21 protein-coding genes and 1 tRNA gene are annotated in these 25,724 nt (G+C 21.7%); 4 read left to right on the top strand and 18 right to left on the bottom strand.

All coding sequences use genetic code 4. The features are described from left to right. Positions 1–3 precede the first annotated feature (3 nt). The 3 genes from RRG59_RS03140 to secG are packed head-to-tail and all read right to left on the bottom strand — an operon-like array spanning position 4 to position 3,194. On the bottom strand, positions 4–792 hold the full coding sequence (locus RRG59_RS03140) for a tRNA1(Val) (adenine(37)-N6)-methyltransferase (protein ID WP_322900304.1): 789 nt from the start codon (positions 790–792) through the stop codon (positions 4–6). After that, entirely contained in the window at positions 755–2,959 is a 2,205-nt protein-coding gene (gene rnr, locus RRG59_RS03135; protein WP_322902100.1) for a ribonuclease R, read from the bottom strand. Before rnr ends, RRG59_RS03140 begins: the two co-directional genes overlap by 38 nt. 1 nt (position 2,960) lies before the next feature. Then, entirely contained in the window at positions 2,961–3,194 is a 234-nt protein-coding gene (gene secG / locus RRG59_RS03130; protein ID WP_036430008.1) for a preprotein translocase subunit SecG, read from the bottom strand. A 94-nt stretch (positions 3,195–3,288) separates the two neighbouring features. On the opposite strand from secG, the gene RRG59_RS03125 reads away from it, so the two are divergent. After that, positions 3,289–4,965 (top strand): hypothetical protein, encoded by a 1,677-nt coding sequence (locus tag RRG59_RS03125; RefSeq protein ID WP_322902098.1) that lies wholly within the window; start codon positions 3,289–3,291, stop codon positions 4,963–4,965. Between the two features lie 70 nt (positions 4,966–5,035). Here RRG59_RS03125 and RRG59_RS03120 read toward each other — a convergent pair whose 3' ends face one another. From RRG59_RS03120 to rpmF, 11 genes are all read right to left on the bottom strand, one after another. Then, positions 5,036–5,656, bottom strand: a complete 621-nt coding sequence (locus RRG59_RS03120; protein WP_322902097.1) for a restriction endonuclease subunit S — start codon at positions 5,654–5,656, stop codon at positions 5,036–5,038. Between the two features lie 87 nt (positions 5,657–5,743). Next, complete coding sequence (locus tag RRG59_RS03115; RefSeq protein WP_322902095.1) at positions 5,744–6,622, bottom strand: 5'-3' exonuclease; 879 nt, start codon at positions 6,620–6,622, stop codon at positions 5,744–5,746. Next, positions 6,615–9,560 carry a DNA polymerase III subunit alpha gene (gene dnaE, locus RRG59_RS03110; RefSeq protein ID WP_322902094.1) on the bottom strand — a complete coding sequence of 982 codons (2,946 nt, stop codon included), beginning with the start codon at positions 9,558–9,560 and terminating at the stop codon, positions 6,615–6,617. Before dnaE ends, RRG59_RS03115 begins: the two co-directional genes overlap by 8 nt. 60 nt (positions 9,561–9,620) lie before the next feature. Continuing rightward, the gene (locus RRG59_RS03105) at positions 9,621–11,210 is read right to left on the bottom strand and encodes an MHO_4530 family protein (RefSeq protein ID WP_322902093.1); all 1,590 of its coding nucleotides are present in this window, start codon (positions 11,208–11,210) and stop codon (positions 9,621–9,623) included. Then, positions 11,210–13,396: an ATP-dependent helicase gene (locus tag RRG59_RS03100; RefSeq protein ID WP_322902091.1), complete on the bottom strand. Its 2,187-nt coding sequence runs from the start codon at positions 13,394–13,396 to the stop codon at positions 11,210–11,212. Before RRG59_RS03100 ends, RRG59_RS03105 begins: the two co-directional genes overlap by 1 nt. A 13-nt stretch (positions 13,397–13,409) precedes the next feature. Beyond that, positions 13,410–13,814: a hypothetical protein gene (locus tag RRG59_RS03095; protein WP_322902089.1), complete on the bottom strand. Its 405-nt coding sequence runs from the start codon at positions 13,812–13,814 to the stop codon at positions 13,410–13,412. A 228-nt stretch (positions 13,815–14,042) separates the two neighbouring features. Continuing rightward, positions 14,043–15,065, bottom strand: a complete 1,023-nt coding sequence (locus RRG59_RS03090; RefSeq protein WP_322902087.1) for a glycosyltransferase — start codon at positions 15,063–15,065, stop codon at positions 14,043–14,045. A gap of 80 nt (positions 15,066–15,145) precedes the next feature. Beyond that, positions 15,146–17,686 carry a protein translocase subunit SecDF gene (gene secDF, locus RRG59_RS03085; protein ID WP_322902085.1) on the bottom strand — a complete coding sequence of 847 codons (2,541 nt, stop codon included), beginning with the start codon at positions 17,684–17,686 and terminating at the stop codon, positions 15,146–15,148. Between the two features lie 49 nt (positions 17,687–17,735). Further along, positions 17,736–18,692 (bottom strand): Holliday junction branch migration DNA helicase RuvB, encoded by a 957-nt coding sequence (ruvB, locus tag RRG59_RS03080; protein ID WP_322875372.1) that lies wholly within the window; start codon positions 18,690–18,692, stop codon positions 17,736–17,738. Next, a complete protein-coding gene (gene ruvA, locus RRG59_RS03075; RefSeq protein ID WP_322902083.1) occupies positions 18,673–19,266 on the bottom strand; it encodes a Holliday junction branch migration protein RuvA in 594 nt (197 codons plus the stop codon). The genes ruvB and ruvA overlap by 20 nt, the downstream gene beginning before the upstream one ends. A 72-nt stretch (positions 19,267–19,338) precedes the next feature. Continuing rightward, positions 19,339–19,542 carry a 50S ribosomal protein L32 gene (gene rpmF, locus RRG59_RS03070; protein WP_036430401.1) on the bottom strand — a complete coding sequence of 68 codons (204 nt, stop codon included), beginning with the start codon at positions 19,540–19,542 and terminating at the stop codon, positions 19,339–19,341. 107 nt (positions 19,543–19,649) lie between these two features. On the opposite strand from rpmF, the gene RRG59_RS03065 reads away from it, so the two are divergent. Next, entirely contained in the window at positions 19,650–20,585 is a 936-nt protein-coding gene (locus RRG59_RS03065; RefSeq protein ID WP_322902081.1) for a nucleotidyltransferase, read from the top strand. Between the two features lies 1 nt (position 20,586). Here RRG59_RS03065 and RRG59_RS03060 read toward each other — a convergent pair whose 3' ends face one another. The 4 genes from RRG59_RS03060 to RRG59_RS03045 form a co-directional block, all read right to left on the bottom strand. After that, entirely contained in the window at positions 20,587–21,822 is a 1,236-nt protein-coding gene (locus RRG59_RS03060) for a hypothetical protein (RefSeq protein ID WP_322902080.1), read from the bottom strand. Next, positions 21,779–22,720 (bottom strand): DNA polymerase III subunit delta, encoded by a 942-nt coding sequence (holA, locus tag RRG59_RS03055; protein WP_322902078.1) that lies wholly within the window; start codon positions 22,718–22,720, stop codon positions 21,779–21,781. The genes RRG59_RS03060 and holA overlap by 44 nt, the downstream gene beginning before the upstream one ends. An 8-nt stretch (positions 22,721–22,728) precedes the next feature. After that, on the bottom strand, positions 22,729–23,733 hold the full coding sequence (locus tag RRG59_RS03050; protein WP_322902077.1) for a hypothetical protein: 1,005 nt from the start codon (positions 23,731–23,733) through the stop codon (positions 22,729–22,731). Positions 23,734–23,915: 182 nt separating this feature from the next. Continuing rightward, a complete protein-coding gene (locus RRG59_RS03045; protein WP_260621896.1) occupies positions 23,916–24,407 on the bottom strand; it encodes an MAG0490 family ComEA-like DNA-binding protein in 492 nt (163 codons plus the stop codon). Between the two features lie 103 nt (positions 24,408–24,510). Between RRG59_RS03045 and ychF the strand changes: the two genes are divergently transcribed. Then, positions 24,511–25,611, top strand: a complete 1,101-nt coding sequence (gene ychF / locus RRG59_RS03040; protein ID WP_322902075.1) for a redox-regulated ATPase YchF — start codon at positions 24,511–24,513, stop codon at positions 25,609–25,611. 12 nt (positions 25,612–25,623) lie between these two features. Beyond that, positions 25,624–25,697: transfer RNA gene (locus RRG59_RS03035), tRNA-Trp, on the top strand. The last annotated feature ends 27 nt before the right edge of the window (positions 25,698–25,724 follow it).

Here is a 25,724-nt window from a genome sequence, read left to right as displayed (position 1 = left end):
CTCCTATTTTATTTTAATTGGTTTGTATAATTTCTTAATTTCAGGTAAATAATCATGATTTAATTTATCATCATTATGATGTAAGTATAAATTTGGTAAAAAGTGTGAACCTCAACCTGTTTGATATCTTCCTTCTATTAAAACAAATTTAGGTTTAGAATTTGCTCTTGTAAAAACATACTGTATTCTTTTGGGTTCAAATTTATATTTTCGCATAATCTCAAATGCATCAATTGATCGTTCAACAGGAATAACAATACTTAAAAATCCTTTTTGTTCAATTATTTTAGAACAACCATAAATTAGTTGTTCTAATGTTAATTCTATTTCATGAGTTGCAATTAGTTTTTCTTTTGATACATTATTTTTAATTTTATGAGCATCATATTTATAAAATGGTGGATTACAAAAAATTGTTTGATATTTTTTTGAATTGTTTTTTATAAAACTTTGTCAATATAAATTAAAATCATCATTAAATAAATTAATTTGATTTGCTAAATTATTTAATTGAACATTATATAATGCTAACTCATATCCTTTTTTTTGTATTTCTATTGCATCTATTTTTAAATTTGAATTTCTTTTGGCTACAAATATTGATAAAGCACCATTATTAGTTCCTATTTCTAGTGCACTTTTTATCTTAGAATTTAAATAAATGAAATTACCTAACAAAATTGTATCAACTGAGTAATTAAACATTTCTTTATCTTGGTAAATAAATAAATCACTATCAAAACCTAAGGAATTTTTAACTAGTTTTCTGTTTTCTAAATTTTTTGGAAACATTTTGCTTACCTTTTTTTGCTTCAGTTTCTTTTTTGAGCATAAGTTTTGGATATAAATTTGATAAACAACAATCAATTTTACCTTGAACTAAATCTACTCCTAAAACTACAACTTCTACAAAATCACCAACTTTAAAAACTCTTTTTTCTGAGATTAATTGTGTAAGTGTTTCATTAGCCTCATAAGTTCCATCAATAAGTGTTGTTTTATGAACCAAACCTGAAGCCATAAATTCAAATTCTACAAAGAAACCAAAATTTAAAATACTTACAATTTGTGTTTTAAATGTTTTACCTACTTGAAATTTTAAATATTCTGCAAACTTTAAGTCATTTACATTTCTTTCTATTTGAACTGCTTTTTGTTCAGCTTTTGTGTTTAAATCACCAAATGTAGGTAAATTGTTTTTAAATTCAGTTAATTCATTTGTTTTTTTATTAATTAAGAAGTTTCTTATTATTCTATGAATAATTAAGTCAGGGTATCTTCTAATAGGACTTGTAAAATGACAATAAAATTTAGAAGCCAAACCAAAGTGTTCAATATTATTATCTGAATATATAGCCTTTTGCATGGTTCTTAAAAATGTTAATTTCATAAAATCATCATCTCTTTGAGTTTTCACATAATCAACAAATTCAGCAAAAGATTTAGGTGTAATTTTTTTAGGCAATACCGCTGAATTTATACCTACTGTTTCTAAAGTATTTTTTAGATTTAATAACTTTTCTGCATCTGGTATTTCATGAACTCTATATAAAACTGGTAATTTTTGATCATATAAATATTTAGCAACCGTTTCATTTGTTCTAACCATAAAATCTTCAATTAATACTTCAGAAAAACCGCGTTCATTAATTTTTATTTCTTTAACACTACCATCTGTATTTAATTTGATTTTTGGTTCAGATATTTCAAAATCAACATATCCTTCATCTAATTTATACTTGTGTAATATTAAACTTAGTTCTTTTGCGTCATCTAACATTTTACTTAAATCATGTGGGATTTCTAAGTTTTGTATGGTTTGTGTTTTATAATAACTGTCTACTTGTTTATAAGTTAACCTAAATTTGCTTTCAATAATTCCTTGAAAAATATTAACTGATAAATTGTTTCCTTTTGCATCTATTTCCATCTCACAAGCTAAAACAAATCTTTTTTCATTAGGATTTAATGAACAAATTCCGTTTGATAATTCAAAAGGAAGCATAGGAATAACTCTATCTACTAAATAAATACTAGTTCCTCTTTTTAAGGCTTCTTTATCTATTTCTGTATTTTCTTTGACATAATAAGAAACATCAGCTATATAAACACCTAAAAAGTAATTTCCATTATCTAACTTTTTAACATATATAGCATCATCAAAATCTTTTGTATCATCACCATCAATTGTAACTATCATTGTGTCTGTTAGATCAATTCTATTGGTTAAATCTTCTTTATCAATATTTTTAGGAATATTAATAATTTCTTCATTTAAAAAATCAGGAAATGAATCAGGTGCTTTAATTTGTTCTAAATATGATTTTACAAAAACCATTGGATCTGCTTCATTTGTAATGATTTTTTCTATTTCAATTAAAACTGTTTTGTTTTCATATTTTAAAATCTTTGCTGACACTAAATCATTTAATTTAACAACTAGAGTATTTGAAACAATTAATCAAGAAACATTTTTCATTTTTTGATCAACAGGAACAAAATAAGTTGAAGAATTTTTTTGTTTAATAAAACCAATAATATTTTGATTTGTTCTTTCTAAAACTTCTACAACTACTCCTGTTTTTAATTCATTATCAGCTTCATGTGGATTTTTAAAAACATAAACTTTAACGACATCATTATGTATAGCAGTATTAAAATTAAAATTTCTTATATATACACTATCTTTTGTTTTATTTACTTCATCAATGTTATAATCAACGAATCCAAATTGACCTTTTGCATTTACATTTAAAATTCCAGTGATTGTATCAATTAATTCAGGAGCATAATATTCATCTTTAGAATTTTTAAATACTTTATATTCTTTTTGTAAAACTGATAATAAACTAGTTAATGATTTATTATTAGAAGGTGAAATTTTAAAATATTTAGCTATTTCTAAAAAAGATTTAGATTTACTTGATTTAATATAATTTAATACTTTTTCTTTTTCCATATTATTTAACAAAAACTCTAATTAATACAACGATTATTAAAAGAATAAAACCTAAAACAACCATTGCATATTTTAAGAATTTTTTAAAACCTCTTTCTTTTGAAACTTTAAATAAATCCAAATCATTTGAACCAACTAATGCTCCTGAAAAACCATTAGAATCCGGAGACATTAAAAATGAAACAAAAATTAGTAAAATACTAGCTATTATTAAAAAAACTGTTAATGTAATCATATACACTCCTATTTAAATTATTTTAATTATAATATAAATATTTAAAGTTATTACCATAATTAAGTCCAAAAATAAATTATTGTATAATTAACAAATGAAAAATATTAAGAAATTAATAACTTTATTTGGTTTTTCTTCAATTATTGTTTCTAGTGCAGCATGTTCTCAAACAAAAACAATGGAAAAACAAAGGGAATTATTAGAAATTGAAGGTATTGAATTTAATGATTTTATTTTTGCTAAATTTAATGATATTGTAATCAAAAATATCAATGAAGCAGCAAAAAAACGATTTGAAGAACCCGAAAATAAAGCAGAATTAGAAAAAATCAAAGAATCATATTCAGAAAGATACAATAACATCATTTCTGTTCAACACTATGATAGTTTGAAAAAGAATATAAATGACATAAGAAGTGAAATTCTAAAGGTAAATAATGAAGCTAAAGATAAAGTATTTGATTATGTTCAAAAGTTAAATAGGTTTAGAAATGTATTTACAAATCAAATATTTTCAGACCTAGTTAAATTAACAGGTCTTGAATCTCAAAAAATACAAGAAATAAACAATAATGGGAAACTATATACTGCTGAACACAATTTATTTGTAATGATGAATATTTTTAATTCAAATGAATTAAAAATCAAGTTTTTTGAAAACACTAATAACTCAGAAATTAAAACATTATTAAATAATTATAATGATTTAAAGCATAATATTGTATCTGAATATGATAATTTAGTAAAAGAAGCAAAAGAAAACGATAATGTACTAACTGATGAAGAATTATTTAAAAAGATTGTAGATTTTACTAAAAAACTAGCTGATACAAATGCATATTTTGCTAAAAACTTATATGAAAATTACTTATTAACTCAAAACTCAAATAATTTATGATCTTTTTCTGAAGGTTTATATAAAGATATAAAAATTCAAAGTCCAAAAGACCGAAGTTTTGAAGTATTAGATAATTATTCAACTATTTCTAAGTTAATTGAAAATGAAACTGATTCTGAAGATAAACAAAAATTAATTGAATTAAAAGAGTTTATAGAACAAGAAAAGTATCATGAAGAACAAAAAATTTACAATGATATAGACTATGATTATTTTGTTAATTTTTCATTAAATAACAATAATCAAAATTCAATAATACCATTAAGTTTTTATTCAAGGAAAAATGATAATAATAAAAATAAATTTAAATTAAATGATTTTTTAAATACAGATCAAACAAAAGAAAATACAGTTTATTTATCAAATAAAATTTCTAATTCAGTGCAAAGATTTGCTAAAATAACTTTAGATTCTAAGTTAAATGAAAATCTTTTAAGGAGATTTAATCTACAATTAATAAACACTAAAAACAGTAAAGAAATTTTAGAAAAAAAACAATGAAACTTGTTTTCTATTTCTAGAATGACAGTAAATAAAGTTAAATATGATGATGAGAAAAACACATTATTTGTTTCGCTTTTAAGTGGTTATGGAAATGATAATATTCAATTCAATGGTAATAGTTCAGATATATGAAATACAAACTTAAATTATGCATTAATAAAAAATATTGATGAATTCTTTTCTTCATTTAAATTTGATATATTCTTTGAAATAAAAGATGAAATTTATGATAATTTATTTAAAAAATTATCAATGACAAATGATTCAAATTATAGTATTCAAGAAATTGTAAATAAAAATGTAAATGAATTATTTGATTCTCAAAATAAACAATTAAAAATTGAGATAGGATATGATTTAGATTTTTAATAAATCATTATTAATAAATAGGTAAGAAAAAATATTCGGATCTCGAATATTTTTTTAACTTATTAATATACTATGCAAACATTTTTTGTAATAATGCTTCTTTAATTTTTTTGAGTTTATTGAGTTTGGATTTGTATAGATTGATGATGGTATCAATCTTTACAAAAAGTTTTGCTATTTTATTTTGTTCTTCTAGACTTGCAATATATAAATTTTCATTTAATATGTTTTTATAATATAAATGGATAATAGTTAATCCTTGAGCTTTGTTAGCTAATTTATTTTTTATATATTCAACATTGTTTATGTAATATGAAATGAAGTTTCCATTTATATTTTTATAGGGTCTAATACCAAATAAATCACCCCCTGTCATTACATTTTCTTCATTCACACATGAGGGAGATATTAATGAATACGAATCTGCTGTTGTTGAAGTAGGGAATAAAATATCATTTGGTTGTGTTAATGTAATTTTCTTGTTAGTTCTAGAAATTACATTAAAGATGCTTTCATTATACTTTGTATATAATTCACCATATAATACACATTTATATTGACCACCTTTTGATAAATCATTATAACTTAAAGATGAAGTAGAATAATATGAACCTATATCATTAAATTTATATTCTTTTCACTCTTCACTAAATCCTTTAAATCTAACTTTTGGAACTAAAACTTTTTTCATTATTACCTTCATTTATTATTTATATTATACTTTTATTATTCTTTAATTGTTTGGTATATATCAAATTTAAATAATTGAATATTAAGTTTAAAAACTTAACTCTGCTAATCATTTAATTACTATTTTTAGTTCTAATTCCTCTAACAACGAAATTCCTGCATCTAAATTTATAGATAATTCATAATCACCTATTTGTGTGTTGAAGTTAGGTACATTAAAGTTTAATTTAGCTAAATTAAAACATAATAAGCCTTGTTCATATCCATCTTTCAGTTTTTCTCTTAGAGATTTAGTTATAATAGGTGAATCAATATTTCTAAAAATTCCTTCAAAATCTTTAAATTCATTCAATAGTTTAATGGCAGTTTTATCACCAACTCCTTTTATACCAGGTAAATTATCTGATGGATCTCCTTTTAGACCTTTAAATGAAGTTATTTGTTCTGGATTAATTTCAAATAAGTCATAAAAGTTCTTATTTGTTATATATAAATACTTATCAGACTTTCTATGAATTAAAGTAGTTTTGGAATTAACTAGCTGTAATAAATCTTTATCAGCAGAAAAAACAAAATTATTCCCTAGTAATAAATTAGTAAATGTTGCTATTAAATCATCTGCTTCATAACCTTCTTGTTCTAATCACTTTATGTTTAATTTAGTTAGAATTTCCTTAATTAAATTCATTTGAATATATAATTCATCAGGTGCTTTTGCTCTACCTGATTTATATTCTTGGTATTGTAAATGTCTTAAAGTTTGTCCATATGCATCAAAAGCAATAAATAAATGAGTTGGTTTAATTTCTTTTAATAATTTCAGAAGTTGCATTAAAAACAATTGTATTGCATTAGTTGGAATACCTTTAGATGTTCTTAAAATGGTATTAGTATCACCACGATAAGAAGCATAAAATGATTGAAATAATAAATAATTTCCATCTATAACTAAGTTTTTATTATTCATTTATTACCTCTTTAAAATCTTTGATTACGTAAAATCCTTTATTTTTTCCTATATAAACAATTATTTTTTTTGGTTCTATATTAATTAATTGTTCAATTTTTGTATTTCAACCATTAGCAGTTATTGAACCACTTGAATCTTTTAATTTAACTTTTGTATGATTAGGTTTAGTGCCATAATTAGCTTTAATAAAATCTACTTTCAATCAAGTTAAATTTTCATTAAGATTCATCAAACAAGGGATTCCTCTTTCTTTTAGTTTTTTTAAATATTCTTTATTATCAGTTGTGTATTTACCACCTAAATATTGTAATTCATATTTTTCTTGTAATTCAAAATTATTTTCTAGTTCAGGAATTGGAATTAACTCAATATTTTCATCTTTAATATAATTCATAATTGAATGGTTTTCTGAATTACTATTCCTTTTTTTAATTAAGAGATAGGTATTATAAAATTCATTTATTGTTGGTAAAATATTTAATAATTCAACTACATTTCCAAATGTTCTAAATGTCCCTGCTTTAATTAAGATTTCTAAAATTGATTCACCAATCCCTACATCTCTTAATCTTAAACAAGAACTTATAAAATTTTTAAATAAACCATTATTATTTCTTTCATTTATGATTTTCGATACAGCTACTGTTCCAATTCCTTTAATCACTACTAAAGGTAAATAAATATCTTTTTCTGATATTTCAGCTTGATTTGTTGAAATATTTATGTCAGGCGCTTTAACTAATATATTAGTTTCATATGCTTCATTACTATAACGTTTGATATTGTCTAAATCTGCAGAAGCATCTGATAATAATGATTTATAAAAAATTAATGGATATCTTGATTTATAATATGCCATTTTATAAGAAATTAATGCATAAGCAACTGCATGGGATTTATTAAATCCATAATTTGCAAACTTTTCTATTTTAGAATAAATTTCTTGTAATTTATCATAAGATAATCCATTCTTTAAACCACCTTCAAAAAAAGTATCTTTATATATTTTTAAATATTTATCATCTTTTTTTGAAATAGCTCTTCGAAATGTATCTGCTTGATTGAAATTCATATTAGCTACTTTTTGAACTATTTGCATTATTTGTTCTTGATAAACAATTATTCCAAATGTTGGTTTAACTATTTCATCATATAAAGGATGTATTTTAATAATTTGACTTGGATCTTTTTTGTTATTTGCATATTCTTTGATATAAGCAGCAGGACCAGGTCTAAAAAGTGAAATAATTGCATATATATCATCAAAACTATCAACATTAACTTGTTTTATTGTTGCTCTCATTTGTGGAGATTCTAATTGGAAAATTCCATCTGTATATTGTTGATTTAATAAATTAAAAGTTAATTGATCATTAAAGAGTGAATATGAATCATTCATAATATAATCAAAATGTCTTGAACTTGGTAATTGATTTTCTATTCCTTGTATAAAAGTTAAATTTTTAAGTCCTAAAAAATCTATCTTTATTAAACCATATCTTTCTAAATAGTTCATTGTCATTTGAATTTGTTGATAACCATTATCTGAATAATGTGTTGGAACTAATTGATTTAATTCACTATTGCATAAAACTACTCCAGCTGCATGAATACCTACTTGTCTCGGAAAACCCTCGATTTTAGATGCTAATTCATGTAATTTAGGATATTTTGAAATTATAAGTCTATATTTTGAATTATTTTCATAAGCATATGTTAAACTCAAATCCTTTATTGAAATACTTGCACAAACTTTATCAACTTCTGGTTTGCTTAAGTTTAAAATATTTTTGTCTGTTAAATATTTTGCTACATCTCTTATTGAATTTTTTGTTGCTAATGTTTGAAAGGTTGAAATTAGACCAAAATGACTAGAACCATATTTGTTTTTTAAATATTCAAAAACTTCATCTCTTCTGGTATCCTGAATATCAATGTCAATGTCAGGCATTGATATTCTTTCAGTGTTTAAAAATCTTTCAAATAATAAATCAAATTCTAATGGATTTATTGTTGTAATATCTAGTAAGTAAGATACAAGTGAACCAGAAGCACTACCTCTACCTGGTCCTATATTAATATTATTTGATTTAGCATATGCTATTGCATCATGAATGATTAAAAAATAATCCATAATACCTAGTTCATCAATAACTTTGATTTCTTTTTTTATTCTTTCTAAAACTATTTTCTCGTCATAATGTTTTATCAATTCTTTAAATTTTTTACCTAGTATTTTTTTAGATAATATTTCTTTATTATTGTTTGAAAACTTAGGTAATTTGATTTCACTAGATGGTCTTGAGATATTTATGTTTGAAACCATATTTAACATATTTTCATACACTTCTTCATCTAAATCCGAGAACTCCTCATCATTGAAATATTCACTGTAAATAATGTTTTCTTGATTTGGATTTGAAATATGTTTTAAAAGAGGAAGAATTTCATTATCTTCATAGTTTAGGATTCTTTTTACCGGGGCGTAAACTGTTTTAATATGTTGTTTCTTTTTATTATTTAAATAAAAATTATTCGGAACTTTTAATAACTCGATTCCTTTTATTTGAGAACCTAATTCTTGATGATCAATCATATAAATATCAGGATTTTCCAAATCATAAAAACTAGGGGTTTCTTTTTGAGAAACATTTGTAATCAACTTAAATAAAAATTTAAGTCCATTAGTATTTTTTGCAATTAAAATAACCCTAAAATTTTCTCTTAAATCTACTTCAACACCAATTATGGGTATAAAGTTATATTCATCAAGAAATTCTCAATAATATTGTAATGCATAAAAATTTTGATAATCAGTTAATGTGATATATTTTTGATTTCTTTTTTTAGATTCATTTAATAAATCTTGAACTTTTATAGTTGAATTTAAAAAAGAGTATTCAGTGTTAGTGTGTAAAAAAATTTTTTCTCTCATAATTTTATTTTATATATATTTTTAATAAAAAAGAAAAGTTTATTCATTTAAAATAAACTTTTATAGTTTATAAAAATAATTGATATTCACTTTCTTAAGTATTATTGAATCTATTTTTTCATTCAGGTTCTCATAAATGATTTTTAGATTTTTGTTTTTAGTTAAGAATCTTAATTTAAGACAATTTAAATAAATTTCATAGTCTTTAATAAGATTCATAGATATATTTTTTGCTAAAATTAAATAATTAATTTCATTATCATTGATAAATTGAAATAAGTTATCATTAATATTTTCTATATACAAACCAACAAATTTATTTTTATTATTCATTTCCAATAAGAAATCTTTTAATATTTCTTGATTGTATTCATAATTTATTGAATACAATAAAATTGTAGGAAAATTATCTATTTTATAAAAATTAAGTTTATGCAAACTGTCGATTGATAGTTTTAAAAAACCTTGGTTTAAGTTGTTTTCATTTTTTAACAAAGAATTAAACATCATATTTTCTTTTAAAATTTGTAAATAAGGATTATTAACAAATAAATGATAAAAAGTTAAATAATCTAGATTTTTAGATAAATTTCAATCCAGGAAATATTTATCAGTTTTTTCTATATCTTTTAATTTATATATGTATTTTTTATCTAGATTATCTGATATTCTGAAATTCTTTAAAAAAGTTTTATATGCTCTTAGTTCCTCAGAAAATTTTTGAATATCTGAATTATTATAATTAAAAGATAAATTAAGGAAATCGTTTTTGTTTTCAGGTTTTGCTAAAATGTGATACAAAGAAAATAACAATGTTTCTTCTATTTCATTTAAATCGAAACTTGAAGTAATTTTTCTATCTAAAATAGTTGAACATAAGAAATATTTTGAAAATAAAATATTTTTATTTAAATTGATAATTAATTCAGTTTTATTTGAACTAAATACATTTCAAATATTTTTCTTTATTAAAATAAACAGTAATTCTTCTTTCTTAAAAAATTGAATATTATTATGACTTAAATTTAATAAATTAAATATTTCTTTTAATTCAGTATTAGATAATTCAGTGTATAAAAAGTTTGTTTTTAGTGCAAGACCAATAATTTTATATGAACCTTTTTTTATATTTACTTGCTTTTCATTAAAAGAATTTGTAATTCTTATAGGATTGATTTTCTTTTCTTTTTTTCATTCTATATTGCATATAAATTCATGTTTTTCATTTAATTCCATATTTAATTTATATGTTCTATAGTTATGAAATCATTGGTCTAGTTTAAATATTATTTTTTCTAAGAAATTAAATTCTTTGTGTATTTTTTCATTCAAAATAATATTTAATGAATATTTCTTTTTTATTGGTTCTTGTAGTATTTCATCTATTTTCTTAGCACTATCATAATGGAAGAAATTTTTAAAATAATTTAAAGAAATGTAATTATATTTTTTAAATTCTGATTTTTTTGAATCAAAAATAGTAGATAAAAAGAAATATTTAGCACTCTGACGAATTACTCTTTTATTTAGTGGGTCTATTTTGAACAAAATGATTCCATTTGAACTTCTGAAATAAAGCAAATGTATTAAAAAACAAAATAAAGAAACAATAACTAAGAAAATAAACAACCAAAAAAATAGCAATACCATTATTTCTTTAAAATCCTTATTGAATGGTGATTCTTATTAAATCTTTTTGTTTCTCCACTTTGCTTAAATTTAATAACAACACTATTATCACCGTCTAAATCTACTACTTCACCTTCTCCAAAAATTGTGTGTGAAATAATATCACCAATTAACATTTTGGAATTCTGTAATTTTATTTCTTCATAACTTGTTTCAGATAAATCAATTCCATGATTATCATTCATTAATAATATATCATTTAAGTTAATTCCTAATTCTGTTATAAAAGATGATGGTTCTTTGTCTATATTTAAACTATGTATCTTACCTCTTGAAGAAGATAAAAATAATTTCTTTCTTGCCCTAGTAACTGCTACATATGCTAATCTACGTTCTTCTTCAAGCAATTCTAATTCTTTTTCTTTTGAAACTTCACTTTGGAAAATTCTATAAGATGGGAATAATCCTTTTGACATACCTACTAAAAAAACATTATCATACTCTAGTCCCTTTGCAGAATGTATGGTCATTAATGTAACATAATTTGTATTACCATCATATTCATCATTAATAGATATTAAATTAATATAATTTAAATAATCTTCTATATTCTTATCTTTGTTTTTGGTTTCTCATACTTCTATGGAATTAATCAATTCCATAACATTTTCTTCAGCGGTTCCTCTTAAACTTTTGTTTTTTTCTATAAACTTAAAATAAGAAATTTCTTTTAAGAAATAATTTAAAACTGTTGATATTTTGTTTTTTTCTTCTAAAAGTAGTTTCTTATATGTAACTATTTTTTTTATGAAATCTAAAATGTTTTCTGCTATATTTTTATGCTTAGTTGAAAATTCTTTTCAATTTTTCATTATACAATCTAGTGTATTTATTGAATTATGATCTACTACAAATTTGTCAATTAATTCTTGGGATTTTTCACCTATTAAACGGTTTGGAACATTAATAACTCTTTTAAATGATAATTCATTTGAATTGTATAAAACTCTTAAAAATGCTATTGCATCTTTAATTTCTGATCTTTGATAGAACTTGGTTCCATTAACTATCTTATGAGGGATACCTTCTTCTATTAACGCTTGTTCAAAAGCCCTAGAATAATAATTTGTTCTATATAAAATAACAATGGATTTTAATTGATTTTTTTCTTTTTTTAGTTGATTAATTTTATTAATTACTCATCTTGCTTCTGATTCTTCATTAAAAGAGTGTGAAAATTCAATATCACTTCCTTCTTCATTGTTGGTTATTAAATCCTTGTTATAACGAATCTTATTATGTTTTATAAGTTTATTTGCACTATCTAAAATCTTTTTTGTTGAACGATAATTAGTATCTAAGACAATTGTCTTTGAATTTTGAAAATCCTTTTCAAAATTTAATATTAAATTAACATCCGCTCCTCTTCAATTATAAATTGTTTGATCAGGGTCCCCAACTATTGTTAAATGAGTTTTATCTGAAATAATTGACTTCATTATTTCATATTGAAGAACCGAAGTATCTTGAAATTCATCTATCAGTATGTAATCATACTTATTTTTATATTTTTCTAGTACATCTGGTCTTTCACTGAAAAGAATGTTAGTTTGCAATACTAAATCATCAAAATCTAATGAACCATTTTTTGCTAGTTCATTAGTATATTCAATATATATTTTATTTAAAATGTCATCACTAGAATTTGTTTTATAAAGTTCATTAATATCTTTATTAAAATTTTTAAATCAAGAAATATATTGAATAGCATTTTTATGACTAACTTCATTACTTGATATATTTAATTTTTTATAAACTTCTTTTAATATTTGTAATTTGTCTGGTTCATCAATAATTGTAAAATCATTTTTAAAACCTAAGTGATGTATTTCCTTGCGTAAAATAGATGAACAAAAAGAGTGAAATGTCATTATATTTAATTTTTCTTTGTTGGTATAACAATATTTTGAAATACGAGTAGACATTTCTTGAGCAGCTTTATTTGTGAAAGTAACACCTAAAATATTTTTTGGTGAAATACCAAGAGTATTAATCAAATATGCAACTTTCCTTGTTAAAACTTTAGTTTTTCCTGTTCCTGCTCCTGCTATTATTCTCAAAGGAGAGTTGAAATATTGAACAGCTTGTGATTGCTGTTCATTTAAATCTTCTAGTAAATTTATTTTCTTGACATAATTTAAATCCATTAATACATCCTTATTAAATTTCTTTATTGCTTGCTTTTGTTATTTTTCTTCATTTCTTCTCGAAAGGTTTAAGTTCACATATATTTTCAATTATTGGTTCTATTTTATTATTAAATACTACCCTTGTGTTCGTTAAAAAATCTACTAGAGAAAGTCTTCTTTTTCAGAATATTAATAAGATATAGTTAAATATCTTTATAAAAGTAAAAAAAGTTATAAAAATAGTTATTAATCTATAAGTAATATTAGTTTTAAATGAATCTACTAATTTTAGTCCATCAAAATCAGATGGATATATAAATAAAATTAAGAATAAGCAAATAAAAGTAATAAAAAAAGAATTGGTAATATTTCTTTTTAACATTATATTTCAACGAAATTCTTTTTCTTTATCATCTATAATCTTTGTTTTAAACAAGTAATTACTTATAAGTTTTCCTTTAGTAAGTATCGGAAACAAACAATAATAAATATTACTTCATATAATTATTGAAAATATAGGAAAATAATAATTAAAAAAATTTATAGTTTCTTTATTATTAATTAAATTAAATAAATAAATCCATAAAACTAAAATTAATATATATATTGCAAAATCAAATATGTCAGATATTAATCTTTTTAAAAAATTAACGTTCTGATACATTTACTCTAAAGAACTTAAAATCTTTTCTTTTATTAGTTTTTCATATTTAGATTGCAACAAATATGTTTCGGTTGTTTTTTTGAGCATATATTTATTTTGATTAATAAAATCTGTTTTGTTGAAGTCTTTTTCTAATTTTTTTAATACTTCATAATGTTTTTGAATCATTAATATTGTTTTTCTTTCTTTTATTAGACTTCTTTGATTTTTATAAAATTTTTTATATAAAAAAAATGTTTCATTTAAAAAAGCTGTTAAAACTAATTTGACTAAATAATACTTAGCATATGCTAATTCATCATTTCAAAAGTCTTTTCAAATTGAATTAGTTATCTTTTCTACATTTTCAAATGATTGAGCTATTTTATGAGTATTAAATCAGATGTTTGAATTAAATTGTTCTCTATGAATTCTATAATTTAAATAAAAATAAGTATCAGCATTTAATAATAAAAGATAGTTCAATTCAACACACATTTTTGTATCATTCAAGTTTTTAAGCGAATATTCGAAAACTTTTTGAACTAGAGTTCTTTTGTATATTTTATTAAATATAAAAGGATATGAATAAGCAATTATTTCCTTTTGCTTACGGATAGAAAGTTTTTGTGAGATATCCAATCTTTGTTTTGGTTTTCATCTAATTGAACCGATGATTCGTGGTTGGTACTCAAGAATATCAACATCATATTCTTGAGAATCCTTTATCATTTTATCTATATAATGTTTTTTAAGTTTATTATCACTATTTAAAACAACAACATAATCGCCAGAAATGACATTAAAAGAACTTAATAAGTTATACTGATTAGAAATGTTTTTAAAGTTATAAATTAATTTTAATCTGCTATTAAAAAAAGAGTAATATTCATTTATCTCATTAATAATTTTTTGAGTATTTTTATTATTGTTCAAACATAAGATGATTTCAAAATCCTGGTTATCTTGATATTTTAAATGTTTTAGAAATGAATTTACATCTCTGGCTGATTTGTTAACTAAAGAAATAATTGATAACTTCATTCATAACTCCTTAAGTATTTAATAATATTTTACCATATTTAAAAGTTTAAAATAAAACTACCTATTCAATAGGTAGTTAATTATTCAAAATCATTAATTCCAATAAACAATTGTTCTTCTCTTTTATTGATATCTCAATACCCTGAATCTTTTCTCTTTTTTAATATATTTTGTTTTCTTGTTTCAAAAAAAAGAAAGACTTTCATAAGTATAAAATTCGAGATTAAATAAATTAAAATAACAGAAATCATTAAAAATAATGTATATCAAATATTTATAATATTATTAAATGCAAAAAATACAAAACAACTAAAAATAAAGATTAAAAATAAATTAAGATTTCTTTTTGTTAAATTAGATAAATTTTGTGATATTGCTTTTTTTGTTTCATCTTTATTCATTATATATTTGTGGTATTTTTCTTTTATTAATTTCTTTAATGAATCTAAAACAATATAAGAATAATAAATAAATAAATTCAACGAAAGAATTATGCTCAAAATAGTAAATGTATTTAATTGAATTCTAAATACGATTAACGCACTGGATAGTCCTAAGAACAAGAAAATAAATCCTATTAATGCAGATAAACTATAAGTTCATCCTAGTTTTACAAAAAAGTAAATAAATAAAAGAATTATTAGTATGCCAAAAATAATAATTAAATTAATTAGTAATTTATTAGTTTCTATTGGTAATGTTGTAAAACTTGTAATTGATAATGTGTTATCAAATGAATTAATCTTTTGTATTATTAAATTAACTTCTTCGTTATTTAATATATTTGAAGAATTTATAAATAAAGTATATTTATCGTCTGCTTGTGAATTTTTAAATAAATTAAAAATTAAAGAGTTAGAAAAATTTAAATCTGTTTTTAAATTATTAATTAATTCATTACCCGAAGAATATGTTAAATAATTATTTAGTGTTTGTTTTCCGGTTGCTATGACATTATTACCTCCGGCAAATTCAAATGATGAATTTAAACCACTTAATATATTTTGATTAATTCCTGATAATACTGAAAATGTTATTACACCTATTAAAATAAATGCAAAAAATAATATAGATAAATAATTTGAAAATTTAAAAATATTTGCATTAGAAATTTTTGTTTCAATTTTACTTTGATAATTTTGAAATTTCTTTTTATAACCTATTGCAAGAAATAATTTATGACTTCAAAAATCATTATTAATAATAAATTCATTTAAGTATCTATTAAAAAATAAAATAATGAATAAGATTACTATTGAAGAAATACTAAATATAACTCCATATGTATTAAATAAATTATAACCAAAGAAAAATAATAATAGACCGGAAATCAAAATAAGTATATTACTATCTAAAATACCATATAAGTTATCTCTATATGAATTCTTTAGAGATTTTTTCAAGGTATCACCTAAAAAGATGTTTTTCTTTATTTTTTCAAATATTATGATATTTAAATCTATAAAATATCAATAATTCAATATCATAAAAAGAAACATAATAGGTGAATAAAAACCACCTAAAGAGATATTAATTAAATTTGTTAAAAATAAATATAAAGCTCCAGATAATGCATTTATTAGTCCTAATAATCCGTAGTTATAAATCATAAATAATGATATTAGTGAGAAGATAATTAATAAACTTATTAATGTATAAAAAAATGCTTTATTGTTATTTTCTATATATGTACTTGAAACTAAATTTATATCATAATCGCTTAGAGCAAAATTAATGTTATTAGATAATTCATTTGCTTGTGTATTTGATAAATTATTTGATATTGTGATTTTTGAATCTCTAGAGATGTTTTTAGGATTTAATACACTTATTAAATATTTCTTTTGTATTTCTAATACATTTTCCTTAATTGAATTAGGAATATCACGATTATTAGAATCCTTATGAGTTAATTCCTCGTTAACATGAATGAATTTTCATAAATCTTTACCTGATTTTTCTCATTCAACTGGATATTCATTTTCAGCAATTGTTTTTAATTTTTCATAATTTAGTCAAATTAAAATTTGATTAGATTCATCTTGAGATAAATCATTAATCATTTTTGCTCATTCACTTTTTCCATTTACACCATCTAATGAAATTAAGACATTATGAGAATTATTAAAATTAGAATTTGAATATTCTGCACCTTCTAGTTGGAATGGGGGGTTAAAATTCTTTATATCTTTATCAAGTATAGGTGTTTTTTTATACAAACCTTCTACAAACAAAGTATTGTTTTTGTTATCAGTAACTATTATTGAAGGTTTATTTAAAAGTTCATTTTCCAAATCATTTTTTTCTTTTTCAGAAAACTCACCACTTTTTTGTATTTCAAGAAAACCAGGTGATAATGTTTTTACATCAGTTCCTAATATCCTTCTTTGAATTGACTTATTTATTTTTTCTGTTAATTCTAGTGTAGAATTTTCTGAATTCACTTTAGATTGTGCAACTATTTTTATTCCATTACCATAATCTGAAGATGTTTTTACATTATTATTTAAATAAAAAAAACTACCAAATACAATGGATAAAATAGCAGAAATAATCATAAAAAAACTAAATATGATTCTGATATATTTATTTGATGAAAATATTTTTTTATATTTATACATATAAATAAATATACCACATTTTTACTTTTTTATAGATTGCAAATTATAGTTATCTTATGAGATTTTGTTCTATTAAATAATTAATTCCTTTGCTCGTTATTTTCCTTCCTCTTGAGTTTTTTTCAATTAGTTTCAAGAACAAAAGTATAGGTTCTATTTCTATTAAAATATCGTTTTTTTCACCTAGAGTCAAACTTGAAATTGTATTTAGTGAGGCAGGTCTTTCAGAAAAACCGTCTCTTAAAATTTTTAGATACTGAATATGCTCGTTTGTTAAGCCATATCTATAAATTTCCATAGATTTCATTGTTTTTTCTATTATCTTTTTATCAATAATTCCGTTATTTTTTGAAATTGCAAAATCATTGACTCTCTGTATTATGTTATTAGCAATTCTTGGAGTTAATCTAGAATAATCAATAATTATCTTTAAAATATCTTTATCTATATCTAATTTTAATTTTTTTGAAGTGTTTATTAGTATTTTTAAAATATCATCTTCATTATAATTTATTATTCTTCCTATATAACCAAATCTATCTTTTAAAGGTTGACTGATTTCATTAATCTTTGTTGTAGCACCAATTAATGTAAATGGTTTTATTTTCATTCTCATTGATTTAGAATTACCTTCTACACCAATAATTAAATCAAAAACAAAATCTTCCATTGCATTATAAATAAACTCAACAATATTTTTATTAACACTATGAATTTCATCTATAAATAAAATTTCATTTTCGTTTAAAACACTCAACATACTTATTAAATCAGATTTTTTTTCGATATTTGAACCTTGAACATAATGTATTTGATTACCTGAAGCATTGCTTATAATACTTGCTAATGTTGTTTTACCCATACCTGGCGGTCCATAAAATAGCATATGTGGCAATTCTTTATTTTGTTTAACAGAACTATCTATAATTGTTTTTAATGTCTCTTTTAAATGATTTTGACCTATAAAATCATTAAAATTTTGAGGTCTAAGCTCTAACTTCTCCATCTTTATAACTTGTTATTAAATTTATACTTTCTTCAACCATTTTATCTAAATCTTTTTTATTGGTTACATTTGTTAATGCATAATCTATTTGTTTTTTCTTAAATCCAAATGAAGCTAATGTATTAGATAATTCTGACATTATAAAATTATCATTTGCTATTTTAGCAACATTAGAATCAACCATTTTTCTTCATTTCTCACTTAATTCTACACAAATTAGTTTTGCAGTTTTTTCATTTATAAATTGACATTTAGCTAATTCTTGTCAATTTTCATTGGCAATATAATTGGCTATTGATTCTCATCCTTTATCAAGCATTGATATAGCTACTTTCGGTCCTATTTTTTCTATACCTAGTAAATCTATAAAAAGTACTCTCTCTTTAAACTCTTTAAATCCATAAAAATTATGGTAATAATCTGTTATATGTTCATATAAATATATTTTCAATTTTTGTCCTACTTCAAACCTATCTAGTTTTGGAGTAGTTACTATGTATCCATCTCCTTTATTTTCAAAAATTAAATTATTTTTATTTTTGTGAACTACTTCACCAATTTTATATAGTATCATTTTACCTCCATCCATTAAATAAATAAAATCTTGAAAAGTTCTAAAAAAGTAATAAAAAAATAGCGATGCTATTTATTTTTGGATTCGATCGTTTAAAGCAACAAAGTTTTTGATTTTAGCACCTTTGTAAAAACCACAATATTTACATACTACATGTTGTTCAATGAACTCAGAGCAGTTTGTGCATTTTACTAAATTAGGTAAATCTAAAGCACTATGTGTTTGTCTTTTGTGTTTACGTTGTTTAGATGTTTTACGCTTTGGAACAATGGCCATAATTCCTCCTTTGTTGTTTTATTTTAATAGTTCTATTAGTGAATTAATTATATAAAATAAATGTTTTTTTTAAAATAAAAAAATATATTATTTTTTATAATTTTTATATGTTCAAAACAAATGAAATAAATAAAGTAGGTATTGTAGTAGAATACAATCCATTTCACAATGGACACATTTATCAATTAAATTGAATCCAAGAAAATATTAAAGATCCAAAAATAGTTGTGGCTATGTCTCATAAATATTCACAAAGAGGTGAAATAATTTGTTTATCATATGGAGAAAGAAAACGTATGATTAAAAAATTTGGTGTTAGCAAAGTTATTCCTCTTAAAGTTAAAATATCTTCACAAGCTGCACATATATTCGCAAGAGAAGCAGTTAAAAAACTTCATAAAGAAGGAATTAAATATTTGGTTTTTGGTTCTGAAACTAATGATATTCAAAAATTTATAGAAATAGCAAATATAATAAAAAACAATGAAGATAAATATAACTTATTAATAAAAAAATATTTAAAAGAAAAAGGAAATAGTTTTCCTAGAGCAACTAATTTAGCACTTTCTGAACTTTCAGGACATGAAATAAACCAACCAAATGATATTTTAGGATTAGAATATGTAAAAACTATTGTTAATAATAATTTTGATATAACTCCTGTTTGTATCAAAAGAACCGTAGATTTTCACTCAAATGAAACTAATGGATTATTTGCTAGTGCAACGAAATTAAGAGAAATGCTTAAAAAAAATGAAGATATCTCTAGTTTTTCTCCGTTTAATAAAAATTCTATAAGAAAAAGCCTTCTAGTTGAAAATACATATTCTAAATTTCAAAAAATAATAAAAAAGCTATCCCCACAAAAAATATCAAGATTCCACCTTGTCAATGAAGGGATAGAAAATCTTTTTAAAAAGAATATTAATGAACCTGATTATAATTCTTTTATAAAATCTTGTGTAAGTAAAAGATATACAGCCAGCAGAATTAAAAGAACTTATCTCTTTGTTTTACTCAAAATAAAGAAATTTGAAATATAAATTACAATAATTTAATAGAAAATGCATTTAATTCCGGTGTATCAATATTAGAAATATTTAAAAGAAATGCCACTTCTCTTTCATCATTCATTTTAATTAATATTTTTATTATTTTTGTATTTCATAATTTGTTAATAATTCTTATTTGAACTTTCTTGCTTTCATTAAATTTATAAAATATTGTTCTTTTTTCAATACACTCATAAAAATATTTGAGTAAAATTTCATATGCATTGACTTGATATAATGGATGTAAAATATTACTTTCTATTTTGTCTTTTTCAAAAAAGAGTCCTAATGAGATTGGAAACATAGATAATAAATTTATAAGCAGCCTGATTTTATCAATTAAATACAAATATTTTGTTTGGTTTGTTAATAGTTTGTTTATTGAGATTATAGGAATAAAAGGTGTTTTAACTATCTTTAGTATTTTTTTTATATTATTATTGAAATCATTACCTAGAATTAATTCGTAAAATTGACCATCCAAAAAGTTGAATTCTTTAAAATATGACAAGTTTTTTGCTTTATTTTCATAAATATATAAATTAATTCCAACACTTTTTTTTGTCAGATTTAGGTTATTGAATAAATAATGTTTAACATCATTTAGTTCTTGTTTTTTTATTTTATCTATTTTTTTAGAAATATTATTAATTAATAAACCTGAAATATTAAATAAATCTATTAATTCATTAATAATTTTCTCAAGTTGATTTTTTAATTCTAGCTTTGATTCTAAAATATTATTGAAATCGAATTCCTGTGTATATAACAAATCATTTATTTCTTCAAAATTATTATCTTTAAGTTTATGGTATTCTTCTTTTAACTTTTCATTATTAATAATTTCATATTTTTCTATTAATTTACTGATGCTTAAAATACTAGAGAATTTTAAGTTATATAAAATATTTACATTTTCAAATTCTGATATTGTATTGATTAAAATCCTTAAATTATCTAAAGATTTCATTTTTTGATTTTCGATATTATGATTTTCATTAGAATACAACATATCTTTATTAAAATAATATAAATATATATCTGGAATAATTATGTTTATATTATGTGAAACTAATGCAGTTTGTTTGATATCTTGAATTAATTTTTCATAATAATTAATAGTATTATTTAAATTTAAATCTGTGACTATTTTTTCTTCTAAAAAAATATAAGTATTATTCTTCTTAAAAGAAGTTTGTAATCAAGTATGTTTCAAATATGTCAACATCTAGAATCTCCGTAGTTTTTAAATCAAAGTCAACAAAAGAAAGGTTAGTTAAAATATTTTTAATTTTATTTATTTCATAGGTTCTTAATATTTGGAGTAATTTCTTATACCTTCATTCTTGTATATTTAGTTCTTGTGCTATTTTATAATCTGAATATTTCAGTTGTTTTAATAAATAAATAGAAAAACATAAATTAAAAATATTAAATAATTGAGATACTAACAAAATAATTGAATCACCTTCGTTAGTTCTCTCTTTGTATTTTTCATAAATTTTAGATATATTATTTGTTTCTAGGGAATTCATAAAAGCAAAAGTTTGGTTTAAGTTAAGATCAGAAATGTAATTATCTATAAATTCTCTTGTTATGATTTGATTTGTTTTTAGAGAATTCAATTTTTCTAATTCATTTAAAACAAAAGTTAAATCCTTTGGGTTTTTTTCTATAAAATAGAATAAATCTGTTTGTGTTATCTTGATATTATTTTTGAATATAAATTCATTTATTTTTTGATTTCATTGATTTGATATAGTTTTTTTGAATTCAAATACTTCAAAATTATTTATTATAAAGTCAGTGAATTTGTTATTTGATGGTTTTTCTTTATTTAATACAAAAATCAGGGTATTTTTTTGTTTTTTAGAAAATGTTTGTATAAACAAATCTATAAAATTACTTTCTTTTTTCGTTAGTTTAGAACTTAAAAACAAAGGAAAATCATAAACTATATATAATTTTGGAATATCAAATAATGATTCGGATAAAAATGAATCTAAGAATTCTGTTATTTCATAATTTTCTTTTAAAATTATGATATTTTCTTGTTTGTATACTTTTTGCAATTCAGAAAGTTTTTCATTTATATAATAATCTTCTTGTCCATATATGAAATACATAGAAATTATTATATATTATTTTTATAATAAAACATTATGAACATAGTTTTACCATATAACACACAAGAAAAAATTTCTTTACTATATAAAAAGTCAATCTTAATATGAATAATAAAATAAGATAAAAAGTAAACTAAATCATATAATAAATCACTTAAAAAATATGAAGCAAAAGGAAATCAAAATAAAGCTAAAAACATTATAATAAAACATTCAAAAAATATGGATAAAAAGAAGTTAATAAACAATGATAAAATGTTTATGCTTTTATTATTTATGACTAAAAATAAATTAGAAACTATTCACAAAAAAATCATAAAAAGAATTTTCTCTTTTATTTTAAATTTCTGATTAAAAAATAGAAATAAATAACTTAATGTAAAGCTTATAAAATAACCGATTCCAACATTCAGACTATTATGAAAAACAAGACACACAACTGAAATATATAATAATTTTGTTTCTTTTTGAATTTTTTGGTTTTTTATTTTATTAGGTAATATCTTTTGTAAAATAGCTCTGTTTGAAGAAATGCTTCAAACTGTCAAAATCCAAAACAAAAATAAAATTGCTTTGATTAATTTCTTTTTGTTTTTAAAAATCTTTTTCAATATATTATTTAATAAATTAAAATGTAAACCACTAATAATCAAGAAATGCAAAATCCCTATGTTATTTGCGTTTTCAAATAAAGTTGATTTTGAATATGTATAACCAAAGGTTATTGGAATAACTATTTCTTTATAATTTTTAAAAGAACTAAAAAACTTAAAGATATAAAATCTAACATCAAAATTATTTATATAGACTATGCTTGGTTTATCAATATAATAAATATTATCTGAATACTGTAAATAACCATTAACATTAATTAATTGATAAAGATGCAAATCATAATTCTTTTTTAGTATAAATTTTAAATTATAAATATTTCTAACTTCTATAAATTTTTCCTTTATAGAAATGACTTGAAATGTTCCATTTATATTTGAGAATAAAGAAATGTTATACAAATATTTTTTTATTTCATATAAAAAAAATAAAATAAGAAGACAAATAATTATACTTATTAAATATGTTCTAAAAATAAGTATTTGTATAACAATTAAAATAATTATAGAAATAAGAAAAACACTTGATTGATTATTTAAAAAAGCATAAAAAAGTGAAATAATTAAAAAGACATTAAATGAACTTATTCTAGTATCAAAAAACTTTGGAGTTTTTCAATTGTTTTTACTCCAATACCAGATATTTTTAAGATATCGTTTCAACTAGGAACTCCTTCATTTTTTTCTTTGTAATCCATTATTAATTTCGCATATTTATTAGATAAACCAAATGAAATTAATTCATTAGCACTTCTTAAAGAATTTCAATAAAGAATCAAATTCTTATATGGAACATATATTTCTTGATTTTCAATTGCTATATCATCTAAATTAAAATCCCTTATGTCTGCATCAGACTTTAATTGTGTGAGAAAAAATAATTCTCTGTAAGTTAATTTTTTATCACTTATGTGGATTCCTGGTTGATCAAAAGCACCTTTAACTATATATCTTTTTGATTTAAACTTATCAACTGTTGTTATTTTTTGTTGACTAGAAATAAAAAAATAAGTTGTAAACCCTGTTATAAAAATTAAGAAAATACCTACTAAAATTCATTTAAAATAAACTTTCACATTAATTAAATATATTAATCATAAAAATTTACTAAAAAATAACTATATTTTATGTTTAAATAAAACAATTTTTAAGTAAAATATAGAAACATAAGGAGAAAATATGTCATTAAAAGCAGGAATAGTTGGATTACCAAATGTAGGAAAAAGTACTTTATTTAGTTCGATAACTAAAAAGGAAGCAGAATCAAGTAATTATGCCTTTACAACAATTGAACCAAATGTTGCTTCTGTTCCATTAATAGATGAAAGATTGCAAAAAATAGCAAATTTAGTGAAACCAAATAAAATAATATGAGCAACTTTTGATTTTGTGGATATTGCTGGTTTAGTTCAAGGTGCATCTAAAGGTGAAGGTTTAGGTAATAAATTTCTTGCAAATATTAGAGAAGTAGATGCAATTATTCATGTAGTAAGATGTTTTAATGATAATAATATAATTCATGTAGCAAATTCTATAGACCCAGTAAGAGATAAAGAAATTATAGATTATGAATTAATATTAGCTGATTTAGAAACAATTAATAATGTGTTAAATAGAATATCTAAAAAAGCAAAATCTGGTGATAAAGAGGCAATATTTGAACAATCTACTGCATTAAAAATAAAAGAGAAACTAGAAAAAAACATAGCAGTAAGAGAAATTCAATTAAATGAAAATGAAAATAAAGTTATTAAAGGGTATCATTTATTAACTCATAAACCTATTATTTATGTTGCAAATCTAAACAATGAACAAATTAAAGATTATGAAAACGATGTAAATTATAGTGCTCTTAAAAATTCTTTAAATGAAAATGAAAAAATAATTCCCATATCAGTTAAATTAGAATCTGAGTTAATTGAAATAGAAAACGAAGAAGATAAAAATGAATTTTTAAATTTATACGGAATTAAAAAAAGTGGTTTAGACTTGTTAACAAAAGAAGCATTTGAATTATTAAATTTACAAACTTATTTTACAGCGGGAGTTCAAGAAGTAAGAGCTTGAGTTTTCCATAAAGGTTGAAATGCACCTAGATGTGCTGGTGTTATTCATAGTGATTTTGAAAAGAAATTTATTAAAGCTGAAGTCATTTCGTATGAAGATTATATTAAAAATAATGGTGAACAAGGTGCAAAAAACTCTGGTAAATTAAGACAAGAAGGTAAAAATTATATTATGCAAGATGGTGATGTATGTCACTTTAAATTTGGAAAATAATTTTTTATTTTTGGGGGTTTAGTATAATGGCAATATAGTGGTCTCCAAAACCGATGATAAGGGTTCGATTCCTTTAACCCCCGCCATTTTAATACAAAAAATCTACCTATTAA

The sequence above is a fragment of the Mycoplasmopsis felis genome (genome assembly GCF_034647055.2).
GTDB classification, from domain to species: domain Bacteria; phylum Bacillota_I; class Bacilli_A; order Mycoplasmatales; family Metamycoplasmataceae; genus Mycoplasmopsis; species Mycoplasmopsis felis.
The sequence above is the reverse complement of the archived record's forward strand: the minus strand, read 5'-3'. Positions and strand labels throughout refer to the sequence as shown.